The organism is Acinetobacter sp. IK40, assembly GCF_035615075.1.
In the GTDB taxonomy this organism is placed as follows: Bacteria; Pseudomonadota; Gammaproteobacteria; order Pseudomonadales; family Moraxellaceae; genus Acinetobacter; species Acinetobacter courvalinii.
This window is the reverse complement of record NZ_JANBOE010000011.1, coordinates 60,028-74,318: the sequence shown is the minus strand read 5'-3', so window position 1 is coordinate 74,318 and position 14,291 is coordinate 60,028. Positions and strand designations below refer to the sequence as shown.

At 44.5% G+C, this 14,291-nt stretch carries 6 protein-coding genes; all 6 read right to left on the bottom strand.

Annotated elements, in window-relative coordinates:
• Positions 1 to 9: 9 nt before the first annotated feature.
• The 6 genes from MSG93_RS17365 to MSG93_RS17340 all read right to left on the bottom strand — a co-directional run bounded on the left by MSG93_RS17365 (position 10) and on the right by MSG93_RS17340 (position 13,839).
• On the bottom strand, positions 10 to 1,506 hold the full coding sequence (locus MSG93_RS17365) for a tripartite tricarboxylate transporter permease (RefSeq protein ID WP_005283043.1): 1,497 nt from the start codon (positions 1,504 to 1,506) through the stop codon (positions 10 to 12).
• A 14-nt stretch (positions 1,507 to 1,520) separates the two neighbouring features.
• Entirely contained in the window at positions 1,521 to 1,964 is a 444-nt protein-coding gene (locus MSG93_RS17360) for a tripartite tricarboxylate transporter TctB family protein (RefSeq protein ID WP_324622674.1), read from the bottom strand.
• A gap of 93 nt (positions 1,965 to 2,057) precedes the next feature.
• Complete coding sequence (locus MSG93_RS17355; protein WP_324622673.1) at positions 2,058 to 3,053, bottom strand: tripartite tricarboxylate transporter substrate binding protein; 996 nt, start codon at positions 3,051 to 3,053, stop codon at positions 2,058 to 2,060.
• Between the two features lie 398 nt (positions 3,054 to 3,451).
• Complete coding sequence (locus MSG93_RS17350; protein ID WP_324622672.1) at positions 3,452 to 4,558, bottom strand: porin; 1,107 nt, start codon at positions 4,556 to 4,558, stop codon at positions 3,452 to 3,454.
• Between the two features lie 388 nt (positions 4,559 to 4,946).
• The gene (locus MSG93_RS17345; RefSeq protein WP_324622671.1) at positions 4,947 to 8,594 is read right to left on the bottom strand and encodes a hypothetical protein; all 3,648 of its coding nucleotides are present in this window, start codon (positions 8,592 to 8,594) and stop codon (positions 4,947 to 4,949) included.
• 601 nt (positions 8,595 to 9,195) lie between these two features.
• Positions 9,196 to 13,839, bottom strand: coding sequence for a hypothetical protein (locus MSG93_RS17340; protein WP_324622670.1), 4,644 nt, complete (start codon positions 13,837 to 13,839; stop codon positions 9,196 to 9,198).
• Positions 13,840 to 14,291: the final 452 nt, after the last annotated feature.

The window sequence follows — 14,291 nt, the reverse complement described above, 5'->3', positions numbered from 1 at the left end:
ACGAGATGATTAGCTCACTTGCTGGCGGCTGCGTAACCAACGGATCAGTGGTAAAACAATCATGATTCCGGCCAGCATCCAGAGTGTTTTAGTGATATAGCCTTCAAACAAAATCGACAGTTCTCCGTGAGAAATAGAGAGTGCTCGACGCAAACTCGACTCCATGAGTTCACCCAGTACAAAACCGAGAATAAGGGCCGAAAGCGGGAAGTTCAACTTACGTAAAATATAGCCAAACACTCCGAGTGCAACCATCAGAACCAGGTCGAACATGGTGCTATGAATCGCATAGACACCAACAAAACTCACGGCTGCGATTGCGGGCAGTAAAATAAAATTGGGGACACTGAGCAACTTGGCAAAGTATCGAACCAGTGAAATATTCATAAACAGCAATAGCACACTAGCAATAAAGAGCGAAGCAATTAGGCCCCATACGATCGTCGGCTGTTCAGTAAATAGTTGTGGTCCAGGAGTGATGTTATAGAGGGTCAAGGCACCCAGCATTACCGCGGTTGTTCCGGAACCCGGTACACCTAAGGTCAGCATTGGAATAAATGAACCACAGGCAGATGCATTATTTGCAGCTTCAGGGGCAGCAATACCACGTAAATCACCATCACCAAATTTACTGTTTTTGCCTGCAAGTTTACGTTCGCTGGTATAGGCCATTGCACTGGCGATGGTTGCACCTGCTCCAGGCAAAATGCCCACGATAAAGCCAAGCAATGAACTGCGGATAGTTGAACCTATCGTGAAACTAAACTCTTTGAGGTTAAATAGACTGCGTTTACCCTGACCTAAGGCTTTTTGTCCAATACTGGTTTTTTCCAGCATGATGAGAATTTCACTAATACTGAAAAAGCCAATGACAATGGTGGTAAATTGGATACCATCACTTAAACTGACTGAATCAAAAGTAAAGCGATAGACGCCAGTGACTGCATCCACTCCCACTGTGGCTAAGAGTAAACCAATTAAGGCGGAAACGGCTGTTTTAATGGGTTGATCACTGACGAGACCGCTTAAGCAGGTCAGGGCAAAAACCATCAGTACAAAATACTCCGCTGGACCAAATACGATGGCCCACTTGGCTAAAAGGGGAGCAAATAAAATAATACCGAAAATGGCAATCATGCTACCAATGAATGAGCTCATGGCAGACAGTGAAAGCGCGATCCCTGCTTTGCCTTGTTTGGCCAATGGATAGCCATCAATCGTGGACATAATGGCCGCGGCATCTCCTGGTACATTAATCAGAATCGCAGAAATTCGTCCACCAAATTCACAACCTAAATAGACGGCTGCGAGAAGAATCAGTGCACTTTCAGCAGGGAGGCCAAGTGCATAGGCAAAAGGTAATAGCAACGCTACACCATTAATTGGTCCCAGCCCAGGCAGTAAGCCCACAATGGTCCCGATAAATGCCCCAATAAGTGCGATAAGCAGATTTTGAGGCGTTAGAGCGACTTGAAAACCATAGATTAAATATTCAAAAACATCCATTTATTCTTCCTTGATTAACTCAAAAATCCGAGCGGTAATGGCACATCCAAAACGTAATCAAATAAACCGTATAAGAGGCAGCCAAATACAAAGCCTGAAACGGCAGAGGCTTTAGCACTTCCCCCAAACAGCATGCCGACTACAAAAAACATCAGTGCAGTTGCAATTGGAAATCCTAATAATTCAAAGGTCAGGGCATACAACAGCATAAAGAGCATCATTAAACTGATTTTTTTCAGGACTGAAGCGGTATACCCTAGGTCTAGTTGTTCGGTCAGTTTTTGGGGTCTAAATGTCAGGTAAAGACAAGATAAAATTAAAACGATTAAGAGTAGAACAGGGTAAGGTCTCGGACCTAATGGATCGTAAGCAATCGGAGCGACATAGCCCCAAGCCAAATATAAAAGACCGAGGCTGACGAGGCCTAAAATCCCGGAGAAAATCCTTTCCACGGACATAAAATATTCCTTTTGTATTAAAAATTAAGCGTATTTCAACCGGTTCTTCTCGTTAGGGAAGAGGAGTGATCAAAAACTTTTGTTGTTTTCAGGTTATTGGGGAATAAGATCAAATTCTCTAGATAAGACTCTCAATTGATTGGTTTGTTGCATGACAAACTTATCAAGTTCTTCGCCGGTCATAGAGAGTGGAAGTAAATCGAATTGGGCTCTGGATTTGGCAAACTTAGGATCTGCCATCATTTTGTCAAAGGAGGTTTTCCACCATTGATAAGCTTCATCACTGACTTTGGGGCCGACATAATAACCACGTACTACGGGCCATTGAATGTCATAGCCCTGTTCTTTTGCTGTAGGAATATCTGCCAAGGCATTTGGAAGCCGTTCAGGGGCGAAGACAGCGAGTGCACGTAACTTTCCTGATTTGACGTGAGGAATTACTTCAGCAATTCCAGCACTGACCACTTGGATATGGTTACCTAGAACAGAAGTTACAGCTTCGCCACCGCCTTCTAAGGCAATATAGGTCATTTCTTTGGGATTAACGCCTGCTGCTTTGGCGAGCATTGCCGTTTGCATCCAATCTTGACCGCCTACACTACCGCCAGCACCAAAGCTAACAGATTTTGGATTTTTCTTTAGGGCCAAGATTAGGTCGTTCAAATTCTGATAAGGGGAGTCTTTATTGACTGCAACAACTCCATAATCGGTTCCGATGACAGCTAGCCAACGGACATCCTTTTCCGTGTATTGTCCAAACTTTCCTTGGGCCAGGTTCAGTAATGAACCTGTTGAAAAGGCGACAATCGCGTTGTTATTTGCAGGATCATTGGCAACAATTTTATTGTAGGCAACAGCCCCAACACCACCTAGCATATAAGTGACACGCATTGGCGATTTTAATAACTCAGTTTCTTTGAAAGCATTCTGGGTTAGTTTACAAGTGAGATCAAAGCCACCCCCCGGTTTGGCTGGAGCAATACATTCGGGGCGCTTAGGTTCTCCAACCACAGTTTTCTTCTTTTCACATGCAGTAAGGCCTAAGCCTAAAAGGATCAAGGTACTGGTAAAAGTAATTCTTCTTAACATATTCCGTATATCTCCAATTATGATTATCTTTATGTACGAAATGTACATATATTATCTCGGTATCACTGCTTAATTATTGAGGTGAATAGAGAATGGATTTATACCTGATTTGTTCTCTATTCTTTTTAATTTAAGTTGTGATTTAAAATGTTAGCATTGTCATTTGAATTGTTGAGATTCTTTTTTTGAATATTGTTTTTTTATTAATTTATTTTTGAAATAAATATTGTTTTTATTGGTTAAATAAAAAATTATTAATTTTTGGATTATCAATATGGGACTATTTATTTAACATTTTGGGTTATTGATTTTTTTTGAGTTTGTAAATGTTTTTATTGGTATATAAAACCTAAAGTCGATGGACTTTAGGTTTTTTTGAAATGATTATGTTTTTTGAATTAAAATTTAAATTCTAAACCAGTCCCAATCACAGGTTGTCGATCTTCTAAATCTGCCTGTTTGAATGTCGAATAAGCTGTGTAGCTATAAGCCTTCACTTGCTTGTTAAACAGATAATCAACACCTGCCATAATCTGTTTAGCATCATAGTTTGCATTATCATTGTTAAAACGGGTTGAGTTCTGACTATATTGAGCTTTTACATTCCATTTCGAATTATTTGGCAAACGATACTCAGCACCTACGAGCCAACCTATCGATTGATCAATATTGGTTGCATTGTCATTGCCACTGGCTTTTTCAACCTCTGATGTTTGTATCAGTGCCTTTAATGCCATTCCTTCGACGGGTTTAATCAGGCCAGTTAAACGTAGAGTATTGGCGGCAGCAAAGACGCGATTAATGTCAATATATGGATCCGAGGCATTTAGGAAACCACGACCTAAGAAGTTACTTGGAATAGCTTTGTCATACGCAATTCCCGCTAAAAACATTGGATTCATATAAGTTAGGGAGGTTGACCATGCGTCACCTAAACCGCGGCCATCTACAGTAACGCCCCCTTGACTGCTTGCAATACCTTGGGCCTCACCTGTGGCTAATAAAATACTAAATGTAAGATTGGCTTCATTATCAAGTGTGATTTTAGGTGAATCATAAACCACGGAATTATTAATGCGGTTTTCACCAGGCATGATACCTCTTACATCAGCCGTGTTGCGCATATAATTATTAAAGCTATCTACAGCACTTGACAGTTTTTTTAAGGGAGAATTGTTCTTACCTACTTTTAAGCTGCCAAATTTTTCATCTTTTAAACCAATATATCGATCTCGATGGGACCAGTCTGCTCCATCTCCATCAGCATTAAATGCCCACTCGATTAAATACAGTGCACTTAAGCGGTCAGTTAATTTTTCTTCCCCTTTAACTCCAAGAAAAGAACTATTACTATTCATTTTCCATGCATCATGGTTAGTCGAATTTGCATTTTTTTCCGGTATATAGTCAATACTGGTATCAATTTCACCATAAAATTTTGGTGAGGAATATACTGAACTGGTAACCGTGCAAAGTATAGTGGTTAATAAAAAATTAATTTTCATTGATGTCATCCTAACAATTTAAAAATTTCAGCGAGTAATCCTTATCTCTTTTTAACTGAGACTTTAAGATGGTTGATTTTTGCAGTTGAGTGTTTTTAATTAAGTAATATAAATTTAAACAACTCTTGGAAATTTTATTTAATTTTGAGGGGTTTTGATATTTTATTGTTTTATGCTTTTTTGAGAGATATTTTTATAATCTTATAAGTGTTTAAATATATAGCGTTGGTTGATTTTTTGTTTTTAGCTACAAACTTTTTGTGCCATAATTATAAACATAATATGTTAAATTGAAAACTATAAGGGCAATGATAAAATTAAAATTAAGCTTGAAAAGTACTTCAAATAAAAAAGCCGCTGTTATCAGCGGCTTTTTTATTTGATCTATTTAGAAGTGATTTACAGAGCTGAAGAGATGATCTGTAAGATTGTTGAGTGGAGATTGCAGTGAAACAAGATCTGTTAAAGCACCACTATTTGGATTTGGTTCGCCAACAGCAATGCCTGAAGATACAGTACCCGTCAATGCATCCAAGATGCCATCGATACTTCCATCAATACTATAATCACCATTGCCAGCACTTACACTGATGAGGTTATTAATACCGTCAAATGAACCGTCACTGAACAGTGTGCTGACATGATCTTGCAAGCTATCAATCGTCACATTTCCATTACTGATTACGGTCTGAATCGGTTGAGCAATACCAGAAATAATATCTCCGCTATTTACACCGCCGCTGATACCTCCTGTAATACCGCCGATAATGTCAGTGATTGAACCTAGAGGACCGCCTTCACCGCCGTCGATACCACCCGTAATACCACCGATGATGTCAGTGATCGAGCCTAAAGGACCACCTTCACCACCACCGATGCCGCCAGTAATGCCACCGATGATGTCAGTGATCGAGCCTAAAGGACCGCCTTCACCACCACCGATACCGCCAGTAATACCACCGATGATGTCAGTGATCGAGCCTAAAGGACCGCCTTCACCACCACCGATACCGCCAGTAATGCCACCGATGATGTCAGTGATCGAACCTAAAGGACCGCCTTCACCGCCGCCAATACCGCCGGTAATACCACCGATGATGTCGGTGATCGAACCTAAAGGACCGCCTTCACCACCGCCGATACCGCCTGTAATGCCACCAAGCAAGCCGCCGACATCAGTCAGGTCACCAACTGCATGTTGAACCAAACCAGAAGCGGTTGAACCATTGGTAATCAGTGTGCCGACAACGCCAGTAAGAGAGCCTGCCGCACCGCCAATATCAGCGCCTGCTAAATCAGAGATGGCTTCAAGTGTGCCGTTTACGGTATCGCGAGAAGTTTCAAAGGCGAGGGTACCGAGATTGGTCAGGTCAGTCACTGGATGAACACCTGGAAGTACGCTGCCAATTGCACCGCCAACCGTGCTAATACCGGTGTTGATAATATCTGTTTTCAGGCTTTCGACACCTTGTAGTACATCAATACCAGTTTGAATTACGCCTGTAACTGGATTATTGCCTAGGTCACCGCCTGTGATACCACCGATAATGCCTGTGATAGCGCCTAAAGGACCACCTTCGCCGCCGCCGATACCACCAGTGATTCCACCAATAATGTCAGTGATTGAACCTAAAGGACCACCTTCACCACCACCGATACCACCAGTGATTCCACCAATAATGTCAGTGATTGAACCTAAAGGACCGCCGTCACCACCACCGATACCACCTGTAATGCCACCGATAATGCCTGTGATAGCGCCTAAAGGACCACCTTCACCACCACCGATACCGCCAGTAATGCCACCGATGATGTCAGTGATTGAACCTAAAGGACCACCTTCACCACCACCGATACCGCCCGTAATACCGCCAATGATGCCTGTGATTGCGCCTAAAGGACCGCCTTCACCGCCACCGATACCACCGGTAATACCACCAAGCAGGCCACCGACATCAGTCAGGTCACCGACTGCATGTTGAACCAGACCAGAAGTGGTTGAACCATTGTTGATCAATGTACCCACCACACCAGTAAGTGAACCGGCAGCACCACCGATATCAGCGCCTGCCAGATCAGAAATGGCTTCAAGTGTGCCGTTTACGGTATCGCGAGAAGTTTCAAAGGTGAGGGTACCGAGATTGGTCAGGTCAGTCACTGGATGAACACCTGGAAGTACGCTACCAATTGCACCGCCGACCGTGCTAATACCAGTATTGATAATATCTGTTTTCAGGCTTTCGACACCTTGCAGTACATCAATACCAGACTGGATTACACCAGTAACAGGATTGTTGCCTAAGTCGCCACCGGTAATTCCACCGATGATGTCAGTGATTGCACCAAGAGGACCGCCATCACCGCCACCGATACCACCGGTAATGCCACCGATAATTCCATTGATCGCACCAAGAGGACCGCCTTCACCACCACCGATACCACCGGTAATACCACCAATGATGCCAGTGATTGCGCCCAGAGGACCACCTTCACCGCCGCCAATGCCGCCAGTAATGCCACCGATAATGCCTGTGATAGCACCTAAAGGACCACCTTCACCACCACCAATACCGCCAGTAATGCCACCGATAATGCCAGTGATCGCGCCTAGAGGGCCGCCTTCACCGCCACCGATACCACCAGTAATTCCACCCAGCAGGCCGCCGACATCAGTCAGGTCACCGACTGCATGTTGAACCAGACCGGAAGCCGTTGAACCATTGGTGATCAGTGTCCCGACAACGCCAGTAAGAGCACCCGCAGCACCACCAATATCAGCGCCTGCTAAATCAGAAATGGCTTCAAGTGTGCCATTTACAGTGTCGCGAGAGGTTTCAAAGGTGAGGGTACCCAGATTGGTCAGATCCGTAACAGGATGGACACCCGGAAGTACGCTACCAATTGCACCGCCGACCGTGCTAATACCGGTATTGATAATATCTGTTTTCAGGCTTTCCACGCCTTGGAGTACATCAATACCAGTTTGAATTACGCCTGTAACTGGATTGTTACCTAGGTCACCGCCTGTGATACCACCGATGATGCCTGTGATTGCACCTAAAGGACCACCTTCGCCACCACCGATACCACCGGTAATGCCACCAATGATGTCAGTGATTGAGCCTAAAGGACCGCCTTCACCACCGCCAATGATTCCACCAGCATTGGTCAAATCACCCGCAATATGCTGAACCAGACCAGAAGCCGTTGAACCATTGGTGATCAGTGTGCCGACAACGCCAGTAAGAGAACTTGCAGCACCACCAATATCAGCAGCAGCTAAATCAGAAATGGCTTCAAGCGTACCGTTTACTGTATCGCGAGAGGTTTCAAAAGTAAGTGTTCCCAAATCTGCAAGATCACCAATTGGATGCTCGGATTGATGAACTGCCCCAATAATCGTACCTGCAACTGTATCAATACCGGTATTGATCACTTCTGTTTTTAAGCTCTCAAGGCCTTGTAGTACATCAATACCAGACTGAATCACACCTGTGACCGGATTATGACCAAGGTCACCGCCAGTAATGCCACCAATGATATTCGTGACCGCGCCAAGCGGGCCGCCTTCTGTACCGCCTGTAATACCACCGATAATGCCTGCTACAGCGCCTAGTGGATTGCCACCAGCACCTCCTGTGATACCGCCAACAATATTTGTAACGGCGCCTAATGGACCACCATCGGTTCCACCTGTAATGCCACCGATGATATTTGTTACCGCGCCTAGCGGATTGCCAGTAGCACCGCCTGTAACTCCTCCAATAATATGTGTGACCGAATCAAGTGGACTACCGCTTGTTCCGCCAGTCACACCACCAAGAATATTTGTCACTGCCCCGAGAGGATTGTTGGCTGCTCCGCCAGTAATACTGCTAACCGTATTGGTGAGTGTATTGGTTGAAACGATATTGGTAATGCTAGAGAGAGACAGGGGAGCGAGGAGTGAACCGCCAACATGTGATGTTGAGCTATTACTATCGACGAGACTCGAAGTAATGCTTTTAATGGGTGATAGAAGACTTTTAAAAAGCATAATGATACCTATATTCTTAAAGTTGTGTTGTTCTAAGTAATTATTAGCGTGCTATGATTATTTTGTGATTAAAGTCACATTAATCGCTTTTAGTGTTATATGTGGCAATTCTTTTGTCAATCTGTAACGTGAGTGAACTGGATTGTTAAATTTGAGTTTAAGTTGCTGAATTATATTAATTTAATTCAGAAAAACATTCTATTAAATCTACATATGTATTTTATTCTAAAAATTATTATAAACATTATAGGATGAAATATAATCAAATATATCAGGCAATTAAAATGATTTTTTCTTTTAAAATTGCTTTTTACTTAGACAAATGGCCAGAAGTTTATAAAATTTGTAACTCATTTGAAATTAAATATTTCTAGTTTGATGATTTTAATAAAACATATAATTATTAATTACTTACAAATATTACATCACTCTGTTTTAAAATAAAAATCCAGTAAAAATGTTGCCTACTTATAGGGTTATGTCGGGTTGTTAAAAAAAACTTATTAATCAACACTTATATCGTTGCTTAATCACATTCAAATGATGATTCCAGAGGAAGAGAAAAGCCACTGATCCCAGCAGCTTTTCTACAGTTTAGAGATTAAAAGTGATGAACAGAACCGAATAGATGATCGGTTAAACCTGATAATGGTGAAGTGATGGAGATGAGATCTGTTAAAGCGCCACCATTTGGATTTGGTTCACCTACAGCAATGCCTGAACTTGATGAAACGGTTCCTGTAATCGCAGTTAAGATATTATCCACACTACCATCTTCATTATTGACATGAACAAGGTTGCTAATGCCATCGAATAGATTGCCATTTGATAGGCTACCCAGACTGTCTTGCAGAAGATCGAGCGTTAAGCTACCACTACCAACCACAATTTGAATAGGTTGAGCGACTCCGGAAATCACATCACCGCCGCCGATGCCACCCGTAATGCCACCGATGATGTCAGTGATCGAACCTAAAGGACCGCCTTCACCGCCACCGATACCGCCAGTAATACCACCGATAATGTCAGTGATTGAACCTAGAGGGCCGCCTTCGCCACCACCGATACCGCCCGTAATACCGCCGATAATGTCAGTGATCGAACCTAAAGGACCACCTTCACCGCCACCGATACCACCCGTGATGCCACCAATGATGCCTGTGATTGCACCTAAAGGTCCACCTTCACCACCACCGATGCCACCCGTAATACCACCGATAATTCCAGTAATTGCACCTAAAGGACCGCCTTCACCGCCGCCGATACCACCAGTAATACCACCGATAATGCCAGTGATTGCGCCCAGAGGCCCACCTTCACCGCCGCCGATACCGCCCGTAATACCGCCGATGATGCCTGTGATTGCGCCTAAAGGACCACCTTCACCACCAAGACCACCTGTGACTCCGCCCACAACACCTGTCACGGTACCGAGTAGGCCTGTGCCACCTTCGCCATCACCTGCCACAATATGAATAATGTTGGTGACTGGGCTAAGCGGATTAAATTCACCTTCACCATTTAAACCGCTGAGGTCGAGTACCGAGATGGCATTGCCTGAGAAGTTAATTGGAATCGTAATCGGTGTCACGATACTGGCATCATCACCAATTCCATTGCCAATACCATAATTATGCTCACCATTGCCTGCGCCAATACCGCCGAGTAAGCCGCCTGAGCCATTACCACTGCCACCATTGCCAGTACCGTTACCATTGTTGGTACTGTCATTGTCCTGAACATGATTGTTGGTTGTGGTGGATGAATTATTGTGAGAATTGGCGGTTGCGCTACCAAACAAGGAGATTGCATTACCTGACAGGTTAATCGGAATGGCAATCGGGGCGACGATGCTGGCATCATCTGCAATCCCATTACCGATACCATAGTTATGTTCACCATTGCCTGCTGCAACACCGTTGAGTAAACCACCTAGTCCAAGCAGCCCGCCTGAACCACCGCCTACGCCATTACCGCCACTATTACTATTGTCTGTTGAATCATTGTCCTGAACGTAGTTATTGGTTGTGGTCGAGGAGTTATTGGTTGAATTGGCTGTTGCATGACCAAAGATCGAGAAGGCATTACCCGATGCATTGATTGGTGTCGTAATCGGGATCACTACACTGGCATCATCGGCAATCCCGTTACCAATACCGTAGTTATGTTCGCCATTACCTGCGGCAACACCATTTAATAATCCGCCTCCTGTGCCATTGCCTGAACCGCTGCCAGTACCGTTACCACCGCTATTACTGTTATTGGTTGTGTCGTTATCCTGGAAGTAATTATTGGTTGTGGTTGATGAGTTATTCACTGAGTTTGAAGTGGCATTACCAAAGATTGAGAAGGCATTTCCCGATGCATTGATCGGTGTGGTGATTGGTGCCACCACACTGGCATCATCGGCAATCCCGTTACCAATACCGTAGTTGTGTTCACCGTTGCCTGCACCGACACCATTTAATAAACCACCACCGACACCATTCCCTGCCGTACCACCAACACCACTACTGCTATTGCTATTATTAATGCTGTCATTGTCCTGGAAATAGTTGGTGGTTTTGGTCGATGAGTCATTGACCGAGTTTGAAGTGGCATTGCCAAAGATTGAGAAGGCATTTCCTGAACCACTGATTGGCGTTGTGATGGGTGCAACCACACTTGAATCATTGCCAATCCCATTGCCAATACCATAGTTATGATCACCATTCCCTGCAGCAGGGCCATTACCCCAACCACCTACGCCATTGCCAGTAGCACCGTCTGTCAGCCCCGTACCACTGTTACTATTGTCAGTCGTGTCATTGTCTTCATAATGATTGACGGCTGTGGTTGATGAATTGTTGACTGAGCTTGTGGTTGAGTTTCCAAAGACCGAGAAGGAGTTGCCCAAGCCGCTGAGAGGGGTGGTGATTGGCATAACCACACCAACGTCATCACCATTACCGTTGCCAATACCGTAATTATGTTCGCCGTTGCCAGCGCCGACACCATTGAGTAGGCCACCAATGCCATTGCCTGCACCACTGCCAATACCGCTACCACCGCTGTTGCTATTGTCTGTTGTATCATTGTCGCGGACAATATTGGTGGTGGTGGTCGAAGCATTGTTATGCGATGCGTTATTGGCATCCCCAAAGAATGAGAATTCATTGCCTAGGCCATTGATTGGCGTCGTGATCGGGGTGGTAATGCCGACGTCATCGCCGTTACCATTACCGATGCCATAGTTTTGCTCACCATTGCCTGCGCCAATACCGCTCAGTAGACCTCCGATGCCATTGCCGGCAGCACCTGCGCCACTATTACTATGGTCGATATGATCATTGTCTTCGACGATGTTGGTAGTATTGGTTGAGCCATTATTGACCGAGGTATTGCCGGTATGAGTCGGATCATTGCTGCCAAACCAGGAAACATTATTTCCCATGGCATTGATCGGAGTCACCACAGGCGAAGTCCAGTCTGCGTCATCACCGTTACCATTGCCGATGCCGTAGTTGTGTTCACCATTACCAGCGCTGATACCGTTGAGTAAGCCACCCAGACCATTGCCAGTGCCGCCGGTACCTGTACCACTATTGCTATTATCCGTGCTGTCATTGTCCTGAACATGGTTCAGTGTGGTGGTCGGTGCCGAATTGGTTGATGAATTATTGCCACCACCGCCAACAGAATTGCCGAGTACATTTAAAGGTGTGGTCCAAGGCACCGTAATGTCGACATCATCTCCATTACCGTTACCAATACCATAGTTTTGTTCGCCATTGCCTGCAGCAGGACCATTGCCTAAGCCCCCCACACCATTACCGACGCCACCCGTACCTGTACCACTATTACTGTTATCGGTCGTGTCATTGTCCTGAATAATATTGGACGTGGTTGTAGGAGCGGTATTGGTTGAGTTCACATCGCCATCACCCAAACCTGCAAAGGAATTGCCAAGTACATGCACAGGTGTGGTCCATGGTACGGTTACGCTGGCATCGTCACCGTTGCCATTGCCAATACCGTAATTGTGTTCATCATTGCCTGCACTAATACCATTCAGCAATCCGCCCAGTCCGTTACCGCTACCCCCTGTACCTGTACCGCTGTTGCTATTATTGGTGATGTCATTGTCCTGGATATTGGTCGTTGATGTGGTCGGTGCGGTATTGACGGAATTCACATCTCCACCGCCAAGACCTGCAACTGAATTGCCGAGTACCTGAAATGGTGTAGTGACGGGTGTCGTGACACTGGCATCGTCACCGTTACCATTGCCAATGCCATAGTTTTGTTCACCGTTACCAGCGCCCACGCCGTTTAACCAGCCACCATTACTGCCATTACCCGCGGCACCGGTGCCAGTATTGCTGTTATTAATGCTGTCATTGTCCTGAATATTGGTGGTCGAAGTGGTTGGTGCAGTATTAACCGAATCAATATCGCCACCACCCAGACCCGCAATCGAATTGCCCACCGCTTGAACGGGTGTGGTCCATGGGATGGTGACTGTGGCATCGTCGCCGTTGCCATTACCGATACCGTAATTATGTTCGCCATTTCCAGCTGCTACGCCATTGAGCAAGCCGCCACCGTTGCCGTTGCCAGCTCCTGTACCCGTATTACTATTATTGGTGGTGTCATTGTCCTGAATATTGACGCTAGAGGTAGTTGGTGTGGTATTAACCGAGTCCAGTCCGCCTTGACCCAGTGCGGCAACTGAATTGCCCAAGGCCTCGAATGGCACTGTGACCGGGGGGGTCAGGTTGGCATCGTCACCGTTGCCATTACCGATACCGTAATTATGTTCGCCATTTCCAGCTGCTACGCCATTGAGCAAGCCGCCACCGTTGCCGTTGCCAGCTCCTGTACCCGTATTACTATTATTGGTGGTGTCATTATCGTGAACCTGGGTCGAAGCGCTGGTGGTGGCGGTATTAATCGATGAAAAATTGGCCGACCAGGGAAATGAATTTCCTAAAGAGTGAAAAGCTGTGGTGAAAGGAAGGGGAAAATTAAGGTCTTGGGCATTACCAACGCCAACGCCGTAGTTTTGAGGACCATTGCCTGTAAGTACACCGCCGAATAAACCGTCACCAGAACCATTACTGTTATTGGTGATGGTGGTATCTTCGACCTGAACATGATTTGTTGTCGATACGGTGTTGACAGGAACTGGCGCCGTTGTTGGGCTATTACTACTCGAAAATGAGAGAATACCCGTAATTGGTGATAAAATATTTTTAAATAACATGTCGATATACCTATAATTATTGGAGTTTTGTTTTATTTAGCTTAATAATTATGTGACTCCTGTCGCATAATATACCAATTAGTATTGGTTGAATAACACTTTAATGTCAATATTGCAGTATGTATCATATTTTTTAATGAGCTATAAATATTATATAAAACAAAGAATTGGATTTTGATTTTGGAACTTGGATTTTTAATTGCTATTAATATTATGAAATTATAGATTATTTATAAAAATTACAGAGTGGTTTGAAGTGCCTTTTATAGACTGTTATTTATTTAATTGAATTTTAATCGTTAATTTATATCCAATAGTTTGCAAGTGCTGATTTGATTTGGCCTGTTGTGAAATTTCGGGGAGTAGGACTGATTTCTGGCATGGTTCGGTCGATTTGCCACAGTAGTCGTGATTTAATCTGAATAAAACGCTGAATCTATAGCCAGTTGATC

Excerpts from the sequence above, each read along its gene's own strand:
- MSG93_RS17340 (WP_324622670.1), bottom strand. The coding sequence starts at position 13,839 with ATGTTATTTAAAAATATTTTATCACCAATTACGGGTATTCTCTCATTT.
- MSG93_RS17350 (WP_324622672.1), bottom strand. The coding sequence starts at position 4,558 with ATGAAAATTAATTTTTTATTAACCACTATACTTTGCACGGTTACCAGT.
- MSG93_RS17355 (WP_324622673.1), bottom strand. The coding sequence starts at position 3,053 with ATGTTAAGAAGAATTACTTTTACCAGTACCTTGATCCTTTTAGGCTTA.
- MSG93_RS17345 (WP_324622671.1), bottom strand. The coding sequence starts at position 8,594 with ATGCTTTTTAAAAGTCTTCTATCACCCATTAAAAGCATTACTTCGAGT.
- MSG93_RS17365 (WP_005283043.1), bottom strand. The coding sequence starts at position 1,506 with ATGGATGTTTTTGAATATTTAATCTATGGTTTTCAAGTCGCTCTAACG.
- MSG93_RS17360 (WP_324622674.1), bottom strand. The coding sequence starts at position 1,964 with ATGTCCGTGGAAAGGATTTTCTCCGGGATTTTAGGCCTCGTCAGCCTC.